Annotated in this window: 16 protein-coding genes; 7 read left to right on the top strand and 9 right to left on the bottom strand. The window is 55.1% G+C overall.

Annotation, left to right across the window (positions count from 1 at the left end):
* Positions 1 to 349: 349 nt before the first annotated feature.
* Both FQ705_RS12075 and FQ705_RS12070 read right to left on the bottom strand, forming a co-directional pair.
* Positions 350 to 883, bottom strand: coding sequence for a cytochrome b (locus tag FQ705_RS12075; RefSeq protein WP_144141036.1), 534 nt, complete (start codon positions 881 to 883; stop codon positions 350 to 352).
* Positions 880 to 1,944 carry a catalase family peroxidase gene (locus FQ705_RS12070; protein ID WP_144141033.1) on the bottom strand — a complete coding sequence of 355 codons (1,065 nt, stop codon included), beginning with the start codon at positions 1,942 to 1,944 and terminating at the stop codon, positions 880 to 882. The genes FQ705_RS12075 and FQ705_RS12070 overlap by 4 nt, the downstream gene beginning before the upstream one ends.
* Positions 1,945 to 2,940: 996 nt before the next feature.
* On the opposite strand from FQ705_RS12070, the gene FQ705_RS12065 reads away from it, so the two are divergent.
* From FQ705_RS12065 to FQ705_RS12055, 3 genes are read left to right on the top strand one after another with little or no spacing between them, the layout of a single operon-like run.
* Positions 2,941 to 3,288 carry an SH3-like domain-containing protein gene (locus tag FQ705_RS12065; RefSeq protein WP_144141031.1) on the top strand — a complete coding sequence of 116 codons (348 nt, stop codon included), beginning with the start codon at positions 2,941 to 2,943 and terminating at the stop codon, positions 3,286 to 3,288.
* Between the two features lie 3 nt (positions 3,289 to 3,291).
* Positions 3,292 to 3,933, top strand: coding sequence for a nitrile hydratase subunit alpha (locus FQ705_RS12060; RefSeq protein ID WP_144141029.1), 642 nt, complete (start codon positions 3,292 to 3,294; stop codon positions 3,931 to 3,933).
* Positions 3,930 to 4,292: an SH3-like domain-containing protein gene (locus FQ705_RS12055; RefSeq protein ID WP_144141027.1), complete on the top strand. Its 363-nt coding sequence runs from the start codon at positions 3,930 to 3,932 to the stop codon at positions 4,290 to 4,292. Before FQ705_RS12060 ends, FQ705_RS12055 begins: the two co-directional genes overlap by 4 nt.
* 284 nt (positions 4,293 to 4,576) lie before the next feature.
* On the opposite strand, the gene FQ705_RS12050 is transcribed toward FQ705_RS12055, so the two are convergent.
* Both FQ705_RS12050 and FQ705_RS12045 read right to left on the bottom strand, forming a co-directional pair.
* The gene (locus FQ705_RS12050) at positions 4,577 to 5,536 is read right to left on the bottom strand and encodes a LysR substrate-binding domain-containing protein (RefSeq protein ID WP_144141025.1); all 960 of its coding nucleotides are present in this window, start codon (positions 5,534 to 5,536) and stop codon (positions 4,577 to 4,579) included.
* A 330-nt stretch (positions 5,537 to 5,866) separates the two neighbouring features.
* A complete protein-coding gene (locus tag FQ705_RS12045; protein WP_222105642.1) occupies positions 5,867 to 6,613 on the bottom strand; it encodes a carboxymuconolactone decarboxylase family protein in 747 nt (248 codons plus the stop codon).
* Between the two features lie 79 nt (positions 6,614 to 6,692).
* On the opposite strand from FQ705_RS12045, the gene FQ705_RS12040 reads away from it, so the two are divergent.
* From FQ705_RS12040 to fabF, 4 genes are all read left to right on the top strand, one after another.
* Positions 6,693 to 7,592, top strand: a complete 900-nt coding sequence (locus FQ705_RS12040; RefSeq protein ID WP_144141023.1) for a LysR family transcriptional regulator — start codon at positions 6,693 to 6,695, stop codon at positions 7,590 to 7,592.
* A 302-nt stretch (positions 7,593 to 7,894) separates the two neighbouring features.
* Positions 7,895 to 8,404, top strand: coding sequence for a DinB family protein (locus FQ705_RS12035; protein WP_144141020.1), 510 nt, complete (start codon positions 7,895 to 7,897; stop codon positions 8,402 to 8,404).
* Positions 8,405 to 8,955: 551 nt separating this feature from the next.
* Complete coding sequence (locus FQ705_RS12030) at positions 8,956 to 9,576, top strand: pyridoxamine 5'-phosphate oxidase family protein (protein WP_144141018.1); 621 nt, start codon at positions 8,956 to 8,958, stop codon at positions 9,574 to 9,576.
* 64 nt (positions 9,577 to 9,640) lie between these two features.
* Positions 9,641 to 10,882, top strand: coding sequence for a beta-ketoacyl-ACP synthase II (gene fabF, locus FQ705_RS12025; RefSeq protein WP_144141016.1), 1,242 nt, complete (start codon positions 9,641 to 9,643; stop codon positions 10,880 to 10,882).
* Positions 10,883 to 11,182: 300 nt separating this feature from the next.
* On the opposite strand, the gene FQ705_RS12020 is transcribed toward fabF, so the two are convergent.
* From FQ705_RS12020 to FQ705_RS12000, 5 genes are all read right to left on the bottom strand, one after another.
* Entirely contained in the window at positions 11,183 to 11,896 is a 714-nt protein-coding gene (locus FQ705_RS12020; RefSeq protein ID WP_144141014.1) for a dienelactone hydrolase family protein, read from the bottom strand.
* A 761-nt stretch (positions 11,897 to 12,657) separates the two neighbouring features.
* Positions 12,658 to 14,052 carry a dihydrolipoyl dehydrogenase gene (locus FQ705_RS12015; RefSeq protein WP_144141012.1) on the bottom strand — a complete coding sequence of 465 codons (1,395 nt, stop codon included), beginning with the start codon at positions 14,050 to 14,052 and terminating at the stop codon, positions 12,658 to 12,660.
* 701 nt (positions 14,053 to 14,753) lie between these two features.
* The gene (locus tag FQ705_RS12010) at positions 14,754 to 15,344 is read right to left on the bottom strand and encodes an isochorismatase family protein (RefSeq protein ID WP_409934694.1); all 591 of its coding nucleotides are present in this window, start codon (positions 15,342 to 15,344) and stop codon (positions 14,754 to 14,756) included.
* 249 nt (positions 15,345 to 15,593) lie between these two features.
* Positions 15,594 to 16,352: an NAD(P)H-dependent oxidoreductase gene (locus tag FQ705_RS12005; RefSeq protein WP_144141010.1), complete on the bottom strand. Its 759-nt coding sequence runs from the start codon at positions 16,350 to 16,352 to the stop codon at positions 15,594 to 15,596.
* Positions 16,353 to 16,622: 270 nt separating this feature from the next.
* Positions 16,623 to 17,435, bottom strand: a complete 813-nt coding sequence (locus FQ705_RS12000; protein WP_144141008.1) for a VOC family protein — start codon at positions 17,433 to 17,435, stop codon at positions 16,623 to 16,625.
* Positions 17,436 to 17,464: the final 29 nt, after the last annotated feature.

The following is a 17,464-nucleotide window of genomic DNA, read 5'->3' as shown; positions in this document are numbered from 1 at the left end:
GACACGAGCGTTATGCTCCAGTGACGACACGTTAGTGTCGTTACGTTAGCTACGATCGTCACGCTCTACGATGAGTAGCATCGGCACGCTTCACCCACTGAGGCAATCGACGGGCCAGCCAGCTACGGACCGGCAAATCGATCAGGCGCGTGTCACAGCGAACTCAGCGACGCGCGCACAACGCGATGTTGCCGCTTATCAGACAAATCTTTCGTATCGGGTCTATACTCCCACAGTCTCCTCCATGTCTTCCCTGATATGGATTTGGCCCGCCGCCGCGCGGGCTTTCTTTTTTTGTATAACAGATCGCGCTGCGACTACTTCTCGCGATTCGTCGAATCTCAACCGTTTAGCGCCACGGCGCCATGGTTCGAAAAACTCCGTCCCGCCGAACCATCGCGTGAAATAGCGCCGCGGAAAAATGAACAAGGATCAGCACAAAGAAGCACAACGCCAGATATTTATGTGCGCTCCACAGCAACGCATGCAGAGCATTACTATGCGGCAAAATCGACGGCAGCTGAATACCGACAGCTACCACGGGATAATCCGCCGCGGCCAACATACCGTAGCCGAGGAGCGGAAGCCCAAGCATTAATGCGTAGAACGCCCAATGGGACAGATGCGCAGCGATCTTCATCGATTCCGGCATGCCCGCTGGCAGTGACGGTGCGCCGTATACGAACCTCGCCACCAGCCTGAACACGGCGAGTACAAAGATAGCGATGCCAAGCGGCTCGTGGATCGAGACAAGGGTCAGATGATCTGGACGAATAGTTGACACCATGCCTACACCAATGAACAGCATCGACAGAATGCAGATTGCCATGATCCAGTGCAGCACGCGCTGCAGCGGCGAAAAACGCTGTTGCGTAGATGTCATGGCTTCGCTCCTTCGGCTGGGGTGTGCGGGTAGTATTTGTTTTCCGCCGCGCGACGATTAAACGACACCGCGTAGGCGGCTGAGCGGGCGGCCGGGAATGGATCGTCAGAGACGTGCATCCCCACCGGGAGTATGGTGGGGTCAAAGTTCAGATCGCGGCACGGACCGTCAGCCTCCGGCTCGATCGCACTCACCACCAGCGTGCCCGTCTCTACCTTTCGGCGATCCTCGGGCCAAGCTTTGCTCGGATCGGCGGTCGGGTCACCCGGATTTGCGACGATCACGATCATCTTCCATCGTTGTGGTCCGCCATGCACGCGTTGCGTGATCTCAGACTCAAGGAAATTCGGTCCGCGCTGTTTGAGTTCGTCGGGCGTTAATATCTGCGGCTCCGCCGTAGGCACGAACGACCAGCGCACGACTCGCTGTTCGCCCTTAGCATCCACGAGCACGAAGCTGTTCAAACTGTTGAACTGGTCCTGGGCGTAAGATGCCGTCCTCGGTGCCGACATCACCCAAGCGCCGAATTTGGGAAACTCAGGATGTGCGGCCGCGAAAATCTTCATTGCGTTGGGATCGTCCTTCTTTGCCGAGGCCTGCAGCAACGCGTAAAACGACTGCGGCGTAGAGACGGCGAAGAAAGGCGCGTCAAGCATAGCCGTACGCCACTCGGAACCATCAGGCGTAACGAAATCAAGACTAAGCCCACGAACGCGGATTGTAGGGTCAGCCGCGGTGGGATCAACTGTGCCCAAATTGAAACGACCAACGACTCGATACGTACCGACGGTGAATATCTGGGCCTTGGACAGCGAGGCCCCGGCCCCATTCGATTCGAATGTCCCGGTAAAACAGATACCTTTGGCATGATTCCGCCGGAAGCCTAAGGCTGGACCTCCTGGCGGCGAGAAAGCGTTGACAAGCTTGGCGGGTGTCAATCGGTCGAACGATAGCCATCCCGCCGTGTAGGTGAACGCCAATGCTACGACGGCGGCTATCGCCGCGATGAGAACGTACGCTGGCGCATTGTTGCGGGCGTTAGGAGTCGGTTTAACCTGCATGGAACTCTCTATTAGCGCGGTTAGGTAGTAAGAGTAGAAGTCGCCCGGAATGGGTTAGCCCTCTCGACTGCAGACAGTTCGATTTCGCCCCCCTCTCCCACCAGTTCGACAAATGTTCAGCTGACAGGGGCATTACGACCTCTTTCTTCGGTACAAGCGTGGCGAAATTTCCTGTCTATGGCTCTCTGCATCGCACATCTACACGATTACGGACAGCGAGTACTGGAAATATCCGCACGTGCCGAAGCCAACGCGCGCGTTGCCACGATTTCTGTGTGCTGCGGATAGGGTGGCGATGCATCCTCGCCCTCCGCGTGTTCTATGTGCTACGGGACTAACCGAAATCGGCAATCCCAAAGATGTACGACCTTTTTCGACTCGATTGAGTAACCTTCCCCGATACGATCGGTCGCTATAACAAATAGTCAATCAATCCCTGAACGGCTATTGACCGTCAGCGCAAAGATAATGACGTCCTGGCGAGTAGGGCACTATTCAGAAATACGCCATCCTGTCGAATTCGCACGTTGATGTGGGATCAATGGTCCTCGGCGCCGTCGCAGCTTCACGACCCCCAGCCACCCGAATGAAATTGGACACAGTTAACGTAACCTCACGGGCTCGCATCGTTAGATGCAACTTTTCGCTCTGCCGGAACTGCTTTACTGACGTCTTAGCAAACCTTGAGCTACCACTGCCTCGCAGAGCACGGAAAGGACAGAATTCTCACCGCCAGGCAGAGACCTTTCCGCGCGAAAATAAATTCCGCAGAGTTGATTCTTACAAAGGGTCGTACGAGGCATTGGTGTTTTTAGACTTTGACAACGATTTGTCAATTTAGACCGATCATGGCAGCCCAAATGCAAACGCATTCTTGCGATAGGAAGCTTCAATGTGCAAACTTGGGTTGCTAGTTATCACATCATGCGATTCGAGTCGATTGAAGAATACGCACGATGCATGCCACAAGGACAACCACCTCGAGCGGGAGAGATCATGTCCGTAGAGCCTCACGCAAGCGCTGTAAAGCTGTCTGGCATCACATTGGCAACCGGAGAAGAACTGCGCTTTAAGCCTGGAGACTCAGTACGAGTCGACACGCGGTCTCCCGTCGGTCATTACCGCGTGCCGAGCTATCTGCGTGGCAAGGCAGGCACCGTAGAAGCCGTCATCGAGCCAGTCGCCATCGACAACGAACAGGAAGCCTTCGGCCGCAATGCGGGTGCGAAGCTGCATTACTACCGCCTGGCAATCTTGATGACCCAAATATGGCCAAACTACGTCGGATCGGCCGACGACGCGTTGAGAATAGAAGTTTTCGAAACATGGCTAAAAGAGGACTGATCAATGGGTACGCACGAACATGATCACCCGCATGATGAGATTAGCGCATCTGGCGCACCGGGCTATTACGACATCATGGAGACGGCTGTCCGAGAACTGCTGATAGAACGAAAGTACTTTGGCGCCGAAGAAATCAGACAGCAGATCGAGGTTCTCGACTCGAGGACTCCGGCATTGGGGGCGAAGGTCGTCACACGCGCGTGGGTCGATCCTCTATTCAGGAGTCGCTTGCTTGCCGATGGGCGCGCGGCATGTGAAGAGCTGGGCATCAGCTTTTACGACGACACACGGTTAATTGTGCTCGAGAACACCGAACAAGTGCACAACCTCATTGTCTGCACGTTGTGTTCCTGCTATCCACGGCCTGTGCTTGGGTTGCCTCCTGACTGGTACAAACTCAAGCCGTATCGCGCCCGAGCCGTCTCCGAACCGCGAGCGGTCCTTGCCGAATTCGGAACGGTCATCCCGGACCAAGTCGAGATCCGCGTCAGCGATTCGACGGCAATGGTTCGATACCTAGTGTTGCCTTTACGCCCTGAGGGTACTGAGGGATGGGACGAGGAGCAACTTGCGGCCCTTGTTACGCGCGATGCAATGATTGGTGTTGTACCAGCGACGGCACCCACGAAAAAGGACGCCCAATGAATCACTCTGAACAGCTGGTCACGAAACTTCCGAATGATATCGGAGGGGATTCCGCTGGCCCGATAGAGCGCGTCGAACACGAACTGGAGCCGTGGGAGAAGAGATGCCATGCGCTCGCCGATGTGCTGGACTTCCATAAGATCATCAACACGGAAGAGAAACGGCGCGGCGTCGAATCGCTCGGCTCAAAAATGATCGCCGAGCTAACTTACTACGAGCGATGGATCGTAGCATTTGCGAACATTCTGTTCCAGAAGAGCGTACTGACTCCCGAAGATCTCGCGAGAAAGATGGATGAAGTGAAGGCGCGATGGGACTATTCTGGGCCGGAAACAGACTCACATGAAGGGCATCATTAGCCCAAGACAGCGCGCAGCGGGCCGTGCTGCGCGGGTTTCGATCTCCCGTTTCAAGGATTAGATAACCTAGCCTGTACCGTCATGGCAGCAATATTGCCAGCTAGCACGGTGCCAATCTTTAGAATATGCACGAGTCCTGTAGACGGACCACCATGATGAATGCATCCATTGCTTCGCGCGCCTAAAACCCCTGCCTGCGAGGCCAACTGTTGCCGTGTTCAAGGTCGCCGTGGAGATGTGATCTTTTGCTAAAGTGTGCGCAGATCCATCGAACACAAAATCGCCTATGCAACGCGGCGCCCTCCTCTCTGACGAAGATCAGACTGTTTCTGTGTCCGCATCTTCTCCGTCAATGCGGTCATATCGCTTGAAAGGAGTATGCGCATCTGTCGCAGAAAACTCTTCGCGTTCTCCGAAAGTGGCCTCCCGGGCCTGAATGCAATCATGCTCGAAAAGAGCACTTCGATTGAGAGCGGTCTGACAAGGAGTCCACGTTCGACGTATTCAAAGGCCACAAGAGGGTTGGCGATTCCAAATCCAACCTTAGCCAACGCGAGCTCACATATCGTGTGAGAGTTCGGCGTTTCAACTAGGGATTGAAAAGAAACACCTGTCGTAAGTACCGCAGCCTCCATCGATCTACGCGTCGGATCGTCCGGGTTCAACGCAATGAAAGGAGCGACGCCAAGATCCACAGCCTCGATTACGTCTTTGGCCGCTAGCTGATGACTGCTGTGCATGACCGCCACGGCCTGCAAATGGGCGAACGGCGAATGCTCGAGCCCCAACATTGACATTCCTTCAGCCAGTAAGCCGAAGTCCACTTGCCCGGCAAGGACCTTTTGGTAGACTTCCTGAGAGCTCATAACCTGAAGGGAGATCTGAATCCCACGTTTTTCCGCATCAAACGCTGCGATCACGCGGGACAAAAAACCCAGACCAAATGCCGGTATAGTAGCGATGGACAAACGCCCCGAACCATACGATCGCAAAGTTCGAATTCGATGTTCGATTATTTCAAATCCCAGAAAATAACGGTCGACGTCGCTCATTAACGCGCTTGATTCGCGTGTTGGTACCAGTCGACCTCGAATTCGCTCGAACAATCGCAAACCAGCCGTAGTTTCAAGCTTCCGTATTGCTTGGCTGACTGCCGGCTGAGAAATGCCGAGAAGATCGGCTGCCTTACTCATACTGCCCGACGTCATGACAGCTCTAAAGACTTCGATTTCGCGTATGCCCATATGCGTGAGTCCAATTACTTAAGTTGTGCATGCCCCCACCCTGGCGCTTGAACGCAAGAGATAAACAACCCCGCAGCCGGATGGCTTTGAGCCGTTTTCAGCGAAACACTTGACTGGGCCACTCAGGTGTCCGGTCAAGTGTTTCCTTCGTCGCGACAGCACTCGCAGTAAGGCAACAATCCCTTCGCTCACCATCCTATGGATAGAAGTGAAGACTCAGGCACCGAGCTTCTTTCTGCGGGAAACACATGAGAAACCATGCGTCCGCGCCGCATGGCGCGAACACTTCCTCCGGATCCGCGAACTGTTTCGGCCAAGGTCCGGATTCCCTTAATCACGAGTGGTAATATCCCCTGCGTGGCGCCCCATGCCTTCGGGAGAAGCTTTAGCTGTCAGACAAACGCGCGATCCGTTGTCCCCCTTATCCCCAGGCGCCGTATGTGTGGAAGCGTCATCGGCAAATCCCTGCCATCGGATCGATCCGGTATCAGTCTTCTCGACGTCGGGTTCTATCTCGCTTACATTCGTGATCAGGTTAGAAAAAAAATTCATGGCTACATGCGCGATGATCTCGACAATTTCCGCATCTCCATAGCCCGCCCACCGCAGGCGCCGCAGTTCATCGTCGGCGACAGCCCCACCCGTCTCCAGCAGCAGATTGGCAAACCTGACTGCAATGGCCGCTCTCGCTTCTTCGCTGGTACCCGATCTTGCACGGGTGATTTCGTGCCCAGTCAGTCCGATCTTTTTTCCGTCAGCGATACACGAAGCGATACAGTATTCGCTCTCATTTTTCTGCGATACGGCAAGTGCAATTCTCGTGCGTGTGGCTGAATTCAGCTTTCCGGAATTAGTGATTTTACGAAGCCCCATGTATCCGCGCAATGCCGCTGGCGAATTTGCTAACACCTTGAAAATGTTAGGCGTTTTCCCCTGCGCGTCAGCTAGTCCACTAAGCAACGATGCCTGCTCTTCAGTGGCTCTGTTATCGGTAACCAAATTGATCCGGTCCATCGGAAACCCCAATTTCAGAAGATTCAGCTTGCCGACCCCCTCCTCGCCCTGACCGGCCGGCAAGAGAACTCATTGTTTGTCACGGGAATCTGTTTGAGAATGCATGCCTGCGCGAAAACACTCTTCTTCTAACGAGAACGATATGGACAAATTTCAGGCAATGACGACTTTCGTTGCAGTTGCAGAGACTGGCGGCTTGACGGCGGCCGCAAGGAAACTGGACGTTTCGCCTTCCGTTATCAGTCGGATTATTAGCGAGCTCGAAGATCATCTAGGAACTCGTCTGCTAACACGTACGACACGGATTGTTCGACTGACCGAAGCGGGCACCGCGTTTTTTGACGATTGCAAACGTATCTTGACCGAAGTAGTGGAAGCCGAATTGACCGCGGCCGGCTCGCACACGAGGCCACAAGGACACTTAAGTATCACTGCACCTGTTTTGTTCGGTAAAAGTTACATCATGCCGATCGTCGCCGAATACCTGGAACGCTTCCCTGAGGTCGAAATTTATAGCTTGTTCGTTGACCGGGTGGTCAATCTTGTGGACGAAGGAGTGGACATTGCGGTGCGAATTGGTGAACTGCCGGACTCGTCGTTGCAAGCCGTCTGCATCGGAGGCGTTCGTCGCATACTTTGTGCAGCGCCCACGTACCTTGAAAAGTACGGCATACCAACGCATCCAGATCAACTCGCGGACCATCTGACAGTCGTTGCAAGTGGAATATCGCCGTCCCCCGAATGGCGCTTTCTCGACAACACCAAAAATACATCCGTACGATTGCGGCCACGACTCACGACTACAACGAACGATTCGGCGATAGAGGCGGCTGTCGCTGGGGTTGGCATTACCAGACTTTTATCCTACCAAGTGGCCTCGCAACTAAGAGACGGGACGCTGCGGATCGTCCTCGCAGATTTTGAACCTCCCGCATTACCGATCAATATTGTCCATCGCGAGGGGCGGCACGTTACGCGGAAAGTACGTGCTTTCTTCGACCTTGCAGTTGATACCCTGAGGAGCGATGACTCGTTGAACTGACGGCCTCAACCGGCTGCGAAGGTACTTTTCCAGCTATCGGCCATGACCACTGTGCGCAGTGCACTCTGACGCCAACTTGCGCGGTCTGCGATGCCCACGCCACCGTATCGACCGCAGCATGCCCAGTCCCTGGGGAATTTCCGGTAGTAAGCGGATATCATTTTCCCATCATCGCTTTTCCACGCCAGAAGTTTGTTAAAAAACCGTTCGATTTTCAAAATGCCTCACCTATTGACGAGCGTAAACTGTTGTGTATCGATGCATTTCGTAGTGTTTCACGGATCCAATGCTAGGGGTTCAACATGCTCAATGCACAGAGTGCCAGTCTGCTCGCAAGATACAAATTGTGGGCCGACAGCCTTCTGTTCGATAGGATGGAGGCGCTGCCGAATCGAGAGCTTGTCAGGACAAGAAACACTCGTTTCAGGTCAATCATCGGAACGGCGAACCACAACTACGTCGTCGACCTTATCTGGCAAGCGCATCTGATGCAGACGGCGCACGGATTCACTTCGAAAGACATCATAGTGCACCCAGACCTGGTCGACCTTCGATCAGCTCAGCACGACATCAACCTATGGTTCGAATCGTGGGCAGATCAGCAAACCGACCTTTCGCTAGCTGAAAACCTGGGTTTCGCCTACGTTTCCGGGCAGCGGTCGGCAATGTCGCGAGGAGCCATGTTTATGCATGTCGTCAATCACGCCACCTATCACCGCGGCTGGATATGCGAGAGGTTCTTCGACATTCCTGCAACGCCGCCAATAACAGATCTGCCGGCTTACCTCGATGCGATGTCGAATCCAGCATGATCAACTCTTTCCCGCATTAGAGGGATCCCGTCTCAGCCTACGCGGCCTCAAAAGGTCCGTACACCACCAGGTCCGCGCTCCCGCAAGATTCGGCTTGTTGCACTGGCTGGCCACTTTGCCGTAGTTCATGACCGCGTGCTACCCGCGCCAAAACCCTCAGGGTAGACACGGTCGGATCCAACCAACCACTCGTTCAAAAATCGCAAAGGAGATTTCTGGTGACGGAGGGTTCTCTTAGGCTCGCGCCAGCCCTACATTCGGTGAACCGATAGAAAGCTAGGAGCTCCGGAAATGGTGATGTCATGCGGTCGGGCGTTCAGCGGCCACCTGTCAACACCGGAATTTAGAAATAAGCGCCGTGGGAAGGAAGGGGAAAAAGACCGATGAGCCGGGCCGACCTTCAGACGGGCCGAACTGAGACGATCGGTGTAAGCCGATTTGCGACAGCAAGGTAAAAAGGCCGAAGAACCTATGGATTGGTGAATTGTTTCGAAGTCAGGGACATCAAAGAAATTTGTTTACAGGGTGGGTTAAGTCGGATGGAGGGTTAGATGGCTAGTGCACACAAGTACCCCAGCGATATTGTTTTCACGCCCTCAGTCAAGTCGCTACAGTCGCGTTACGGGTCGCGGAAGTCGTACGCACACCGCGAGCAGGGAGACGCTTGGGAGACTGCGATCACGCCGGATTTGGCGGACTTTATTGGTGAACAGACGAGCGTCTTCCTCGCAACCGCAAACGATGATGGTCAGCCTTACATTCAACATCGCGGAGGGCCAGCCGGATTCTTGCACGTCTTGGATGACAAGAAGATCGCGTTCGCCGATTTCTCGGGAAACAAGCAGTACGTCACCACTGGGAACTTATCGGACAACAGAAAGGCGTTTCTCTTCCTGATCGACTACGCTCATCGCCAGAGAATCAAGATCTGGGGAGAGGCGTATGCCGACGAAGATGTAGAGTTGATTACCACTCTCATGCCGGAAGGTTACCGGGCAAAACCCGAACGGGCAATTGTTTTCGAGGTTTCCCTTTGGGAGGCAAATTGTCCGCAGCACATTCCACAGCGCTTTGAAGCGGCAGATGTCCGGGCGGCACTTGAAGAGAAGGACAAGCGTATCCGAGAGCTGGAGGCCGAAGTGAAGCGTTTGAAAGGTACGGTAGCAATTTAACGGAGTCCGTGAGCTGCGAAAAGCGGCACACCAGCAACTCAAATCTTTGTTAAAGGAGTCTATCTTGAGTCGGCGACGTGTGGTTATAACTGGATTGGGTGCCGTTTCGCCTGTCGGAAACACTGTCCGAGAGGCATGGGGGAACATATTGGCAGGTAAATCCGGCGTCGGAAAAATTACAAAATTCGATACCTCCGGTTTCTCAACGCGTATCGCAGCAGAGGTGAAAGACTTCGACGTCACAGCTTACATGCCTCTCAAGGACGCCCGACACATGGACGCATTCATTCATTTCGGGTTGGCGGCAGGCATACAGGCGATCGAAGACAGCGGGATTGAGGTCACCGAAGAGAATGCGGAACGAATTGGCGTTTCGATCGGTTCCGGCATCGGCGGCCTACCGCTAATTGAGGAAACACAGACTGAACTGCTGAAGCGCGGGCCGCGACGGGTTACACCCTTTTTCATCCCTGCGTCAATTGCAAACATGATTTCAGGGCATCTGTCGATCAAATACAACTTGCAGGGACCGAACCTCGCTATCGTGACGGCGTGCACGACGGGTTTGCATTGTGTCGGGTCAGCAGCTCGACTTATCGAATATGGGGACGCCGACGTGATGGTGGCAGGAGGATCTGAAGCCTCAGTTTCGCCTCTTGGGATCGGAGGTTTCATGGCCGCTCGTGCGTTATCGCAAAGGAATGACGACCCGGCGGGTGCGAGCCGACCATGGGATCGTGACCGCGACGGCTTTGTCCTTGGCGAGGGAGCTGGAGTCGTCGTTCTCGAAGAGTACGAAAGAGCTAAAGCTCGTGGCGCAGTGATCTACGCTGAAGTTGCTGGTTTCGGTATGAGCGGAGATGCGTATCACATGACCGCGCCTCCAGCGGATGGCGGAGGTGCAAGTCGTTGCATGCGAGCCGCGCTGCGTAACGCGGGCATCAATGCGGACGAGGTGTCGTATCTTAACGCGCACGGTACATCCACTCAGCTCGGAGACCGTGCAGAGACAAACGGGATCAAGCAGGCGTTCGGAGAGCACGCCCCACGGATCGTCGTTAACTCAACCAAGTCGATGACGGGGCACCTTCTCGGAGGCGCGGGTGGACTCGAAACCGTTTTTACGGCGCTGGCCGTGCATCACCAGGTTTCCCCTCCCACGATCAACCTGGCGACGACAGACGAAGGATGTGACCTTGACTATTGCGCCAATTTCGCGCGCGAAATGCCCATCGACGTAGCACTCAAAAATTCGTTCGGTTTTGGAGGTACGAACGGTACGCTCGTTCTTAAGCGCCTATCGTAAAGTTGATTTGTGAAACAGCATTACGACGTTCAACGAGTCAGAGTATTACCGGTTTTTCGCGTATTGTTGATTACGCCAAGAGCTTGGTTTGCTGCTGCCGGTAGCGTTGGAGGAATGGGATTTCCTGCTCCCTTGGCGACGTCCCGCCGCGAGAGTGTTGCTCGCTGAGTTCGTGTCGTGATTGTGACATGTCGCGTTCTCCAGCTTATACATCTGTAACCGCAGGCTTGGTGAACCGACGCCGGGGTCGTAATCGTAGGTCGCGCTCGGGACGGCTCCCCGAGCCCGGTCGGTTTCAAGTTATTTAAGTACGCAGTCGAACATATCGAGCGCCGAATCCCAAGATTCAGTCGCTGCTTGCGCGTTATAACGTATTGCATGCGGCATATTCCGCTTTGCAGCTTCCGGATTCGTGAAGCTATGGACCGTATCTCCGTACAGATGCATCTGCCATTCAACCTTGGCGGTACGCATCTCGGATTCGAAATCTGCCCGCTGCGCCGGGGCAATGAACGGATCGTCGGCACCAATGCATACCAAGACGCGTGCCTTAATAGCACCGGCTTCAGTCACAGGAGCCTTTGTTGCAAGGCCGGTATGGAAACCGACCGCCGCTTTGATCGCCGCTCCGGAGCGAGCGAGTTCCAGCGATGCCGGGAAACAGAAGCCCATAGCCCCGATGCGCTTCTCGTCAACTTCTGGCCTGGCAGCGAGCGCCTGCAGGGCCGCCGCCGCGCGAGCCCGAGTACGAGCCGGATTGTCGAATAAAGGCTGCAACATCGACATTGCCTCCTGCAAATCGTCCACTACCAAACCATCACCATGCAGGTCGCAGGCAAGAACCACATAACCAAGTTCGGCAAGGCGCACGGCACGCGAGATCGTTGCCTTGTCAAGTCCAAAAGCCTCCGGGAATACCAAGACTCCGGCACGCACCTCGGGCTCTGGATTGTAGAAAAGTTGGCTCCGCATAGTCAGGCCATCGGACTCGTAGGTAAGCGTTTCTTGGTGCATCGCATGTTCTCGTCAGAGTTAAATTGCAAGGGTCAACACGCGTCAGCGTGAGATTCGATCTGGCTCATTCTTAAACGAACGGCACGTTGGCGATCAGCGATGCCGCCCTCCCAAACAGCATGCAATACCTTGGTACGACTTGAAGTCGATGGGCTGCTGCTCCGAGACTAGTGCCTCCGTATTTTCACCGCTGCCGACTGCGGAGCTTGTGATACCGGTTCGCGAAAGTGATCATCTGCGTTCACCGCATCTACAACGATTTCAGCACTTTCAGTCTCGTTTCGGTTGCACCACGCCAAGCGAACGTATAGGGCCCACCCTTCTCGATGGCTTGCCGATATGCTGGACGGACGTAGATGTGCAAGAGATACTCGTTCAGACTGATAGGATCCAAAGCGTCGACATCGAGGTGCGGCTTCTTTAGCCGCGGCCTTTCAGCTCCCGTGCCCCACTCGCCAAGTCATCATCGAATCCGCGCTCCAATCAACATACGTAAATCAAGCTAAATCCGTCATTCTGTTTGCACTGGAATTGTAGATTTGCCCCGCCAACGCCAAATGTTTTCTGAAGTTCGCCAGACCAATGTCTAAGCGCCGTGCTTAAAGGTCTACTTCATGGGCCACGACCAGCGTTCGGACCGACACTCTTTGCTCACGATTTTCTCGGGCCTATCGAACGCCGGAAGATTCGACGCGAGACTGTTAGAAGGGCGAGGACCGCGGTCGCTGCGCAAGAATCCGGAGCGTGCGGTCGGTCGTCGGCTAAGCGGCATCCAGCGCTAACAGTGCACTTCGTAGAGCAGTGCGCAGGCCTTCCTCCACCACCGGGTGATAGAACGGCATTTGCAACATCGTGTCGACGGTCAGGTTCATTTGCAGCGCCCACGCAAGAAGATGTGCAATATGTTCGGCGGCCGGTCCGATCCACTCCGCGCCGATGAAACCACGACTGGTCTTATCCACGTAGACGCGCATTAAGCCACGGTTTCTAAGCATCACTCGGCTGCGACCTTGATCCTCGAAATTCACCTCGCCGGTCACAAATGTGGATGGATCAAGATCCGAATGCCGGGCGCCTACCATCGCAATCCCCGGATCGCTGAACAGGAGGGAAATGGACGCGCGACGGATCAACGGGACCAGGTGCGGAAAGGTCGCCGCGTTGGCACCCGCGGTGCGGCCTTCGTCAGTGGCTTCATGCAGCAAGAGGAGGATGCCGTTCGCGTCGCCCGCGATAAACACGGGATGTGCGCCGGCTTGCAAAGTCAGCCGGTCATATTCCGGTAAGCCACGGTTGTCAAGTACAAGCGACGTATTGTGCAGCGCAAGTCGCTCGATATTCGGCTTGCGGCCAGCCGTGACCAGTACGTATTCAAACGTGTCCTCTACCACCTCACCCTGATCGGTTCTAAAACGAAGCCTGACGCCATCTCCATCAAGGGTAGCGACCTCAACATGTGCACGAGGCTCAAAGCGGAACGATTCCCTGAAGACCGCTTCGGCATAGTCCCTGACCGCAGGATCAGTCAACGGTCCGACATGCCCGCGCGCACCGATGACCGTCACCTCTACGCCAAGATGCGCAAGCGCCTGGCCCAGTTCCAAGCCGATCGAACCCGCACCCACCACCGCGACCTTGCGTGGCAGATCACCCCATTCGAATACATCGTCATTGACGACGACGCGGTTACCGAGTGCCCGATACAGCGTCGGAACGACCGGCGTCGAGCCTGTGGCAATCACCACGCTGCGGGCCCGAACCTGAGTATGGCCGCCGACTTCCAACAAGCCGTCGTCAATAAAGCTGGCGTAACCAGTCAGTTTGTCCTCGGCAGGGATAGCCCACACACTATCGAGCACTAACCCGACTAGGCGGTCGCGCTCGCTCCGAACACGTCGCATGACCTCGCGACCGTCAATGCGAACCACTCCGTCGATATGCACGCCAAATGGCGCGGTACGCATCGCAGCGTGCGCAGCTTCAGCGGCAGCGATCAGGAGCTTGGATGGCATGCAGCCTACCCGCGCGCAAGTTGTACCGTACGCCCCACCTTCGATCAGGATCGCGGAAGCACCGGCCGCTTTTGCAGCGCGATAGGCAACCAGTCCAGCGCTGCCTGCACCAATGATTGCGACATCAATCCGAACAGCTTTCATTGCTTCCTTTGAAAAGCAGGCGCGGCAAAGCTCGCGGTAGATCCCGCCGTGAGCCGAAAGATGTGCCGCGACAAACCATCTAACGGCTCTCTTACCGCTTCAATCAAACTCTCTGGTTTACCACTGGGTAGCTCTCGTCGTCGGTCGGTCCCGTGCACCTCGCCGCCTAACTCACCCAATCGCAAATTCGTTAGCACGAGTCTGCACTCGTATCGCTCAACGAACGGAACGGTAAGTTGGTGACGCGGCATAGCTTTACGGGCGACGGGTTCGGTCCGAATTTTTGCACACTGAAACGAAGGAAAAAGCTTTGGCTGCCTCACGTATGCTCCAGCCCTCACCGACTCGCCGCACTCGAGCAAGAGATCTCGGCCTATCTGTTCTCTCATTCTGCGGTACAAGTGGCCGGTAAGTTCTAGAAATCGCACGACTTCGTTATTAGATTGCGTTAAATTTTATACATGGACAACAACCTCAAACAGGCACTGTGATGCAAGCTGGCGGTGTTTCGGCCCGAAGCAACGCGTGATATTAAGAGCACAATCTCACCCTAGACGCAGGCGGTCCAAGGAACGCTCGGGCGGTCCAGTACTTCGAGATCGAAGGTGGCCAGAGCAATCGCGCCAGCCAATATGTGACGGGATGGATTCGGGAAGGACTGCTGGGATGCTAGTACGGGCTGCTTGACAGCTAGGTTCGCCCTACTTAACCAACCTGAGAACTTGGCGAAAATTGGTGTGATCGCAAGTGCGCATCCACTCAAACGCGATCATTTCCACGGTTGTTAACTCAACACCCGCTCGATCAAGTCGTACCATCGCGACGTCGAGGTCAGATTGCTTCCTGGAGCCCACCGCATTTCGTACAACTGTCACTCCGATATCCCGTTCGAGCAGCCCAAACGCCGTCTGAAGCACGCAAACGTGAGACTCGCATCCGGCAAGTAAAACCCGGCTAGTCCCTGCTGGCAGAATTTCGACTAGCCCTGCGCTCGTTGCGTCGAAGGTATGCTTGATCAGTGTCTGCGAGCATAGACGCTTCAGATCGTGCACGTTCGACCCGAGATGCCGCGGGTTCTGCTCCGTTCCCACCACGGGGACTGCCAATATCTGTGCGATCTGAGCGAGACGAAAAGCCTCTCTGACGACCTCATCACCTTGATGGATCACTGGCACTAACCGTTCCTGGAAATCAACCAGAACGAGAACAGAACCATCAACATTCAGCAACATTGCGGTTTCCCCTTCATATCTAGCGTTGGCCCGGGCGCCGTAGCCTGAAGCGATCAGCAAGCAGCATTGCGCCACAATTGCAGTCCGAGTTTCTTCCGAGACTGATGGCAAACGAACCTGCGTAACTAGCCTGCAATTCAACGATTTCACCGTTGAAGGACTCCATGCCCGCTTTGATCGCCATCACTTTGCACAGCAATTTGGCGAGCCGCGCTCTCATATCACGGACTGCATCACCTTATGTGCTGGTTGAGCGCCGTGTCTGCCGCGAATGAATGCGCTATCAATGACGTGAGCTCCTATTCAACGCTAGCGGATGTGGCGCATGAATGCGCTGAAACTGGGGGCGTCTGCCTTCAACTGGCCATTCTCGTCCCAGTCATCCCAGACATTGAATTTAAGAGGTACCAGATGGTCGATGTTTTGCATATGCTGCCGTAGGTCGGCCCTGTAGCGGTCGAGCCGCGCGGCGTCCGCAGACGCACCTGCGTATCGAATTGCGGCTGCAACACCGAAAGCTGCGAATGGCGGTAAAACCGCGTAGCCCATGTAATGCAGCGTGAAATGCAAAGGCCACAAGATCAGATCTAGGTCGCCGTTCCGCCCACGGTGACTAAAAGTCGGCTCCGGTCCGCCGGCAGTGACCGATACGATCGCGCGACGGCCAGCAAAGAACCCTTTATCGTAACGCTGACGGCTCGTAAAAAGGCCGTAGACGAACACCCGATCTAGCCATCCCTTGAGAATTGCTGGCATCGAAAACCACCAGATTGGGAACTGGAATACGACCAGATCGGCTGCAAGGATTTTTTTAATCTCATCTCTGACCTGTGGGCTACTCGTATTTCCCTCATACGCGTGCCGCTGTTCGGTCTGCACATCGAAAACATCAATGCGTTTGCGGTTTGGGAAGTGATCTGCCGACTCCACCGGATCAAAACCCATGGCATAGAGGTCGGAGATTTCGACTACGGCACCTTGCTGCTCAAGGGACTCTCGAACCGTGTCCTTAAGCTGCCCATTGAAAGAGCGCTGCTCCGGATGCGCGAAAACTATCAATGCCCTCATTATTCCCTCTTCGTCCTTCGTCGAGCCTGCAAATAATCGAAATCGTTGGAGTCCAGCGACTCCCCGCCCGCCGTATGCGTTCGACTGCATTAGGCAAGGAACCCAACGGCGATTGTCGACGCCAAGTTTCGCGAAAAAATGTCGCAATCCGATTCCCGCTTTTTCGCGGCAATCACTTTCCCTTCTATATCATCGCTATAGGGTCAAATGTACCTCGGTCAAGCGCGACCTGATAAGCGCCGTACGCGGATTTGCAACGAGTTGCATTTTTTAGGCAATCCCGATCGACATTGACGCACCATGCGTCAACGCACGGTCGAACGGTATAGATTCTTGTCCTGCCACCTTTAACACGAACCGATAGACTCCCGGTCCCCGAAGCGCCAACAGCAAACGCGACGTGCTCGCACCGGAAGCTTTCACGTTCTCGGGCTCCACCAACAGCAGATCCGATTCGCCTACATGAAAGACCGCTGTGCGGGGACCAGGACTGTCCCCGACTGCTTCCGAACCGCCAGGATATGATGCCTTCGATTGAAGCAACCGCTCATAGATCGGGATGGCAGCGTCGAGATTTGGCACGCCGACAGCAAGCTCCCTTATTCCCTTCACACCATTCGGGTGTTGCCGGCAATCTCCCTCTCTCACGCGCAAGCTACGAGGCGTGATGTCGGCGCACAGGAACGGGAGCACCCTATCAATTGGCCATCCGAGCTGCCATCGGATTTCCTCGCCGCCTGGCTGTAATCGAGAACCGGGTACGGGCGCGAGGTAGGCCGCGCCCACTCCACCTGTTCTATCTATGACTGACGCCAAGTCTTCTGGACATAATGCGAAGTCAACGATGCCCTCACCCGACCTGCCTAGGCTTTCATACCACTTTTCCCCGTTTGCCGGCGCCAGCCACTCTATCAATTCGAGATAGGTCCCATCGTCAAAATATATAAGAGCATTGCGTGTCGGTGCATGCGTATGCCGCCCGCCCGTCGTCACATTGAATCCCAGCCGGGTGTAGTCACCCACCGCTGTTTCCAGATTGAGAACTGCGATGACGATGTGATCAAGCCTGATGGATGAAATCAAGAGACTTCTCCTGCACGTTAGAGCGAATG

Origin of the sequence: Paraburkholderia sp. BCC1884, assembly GCF_900996225.1 — a bacterium.
Taxonomy (GTDB): Bacteria; Pseudomonadota; Gammaproteobacteria; order Burkholderiales; family Burkholderiaceae; genus Paraburkholderia.
This window is presented reverse-complemented; position numbering and strand designations above follow the sequence as displayed.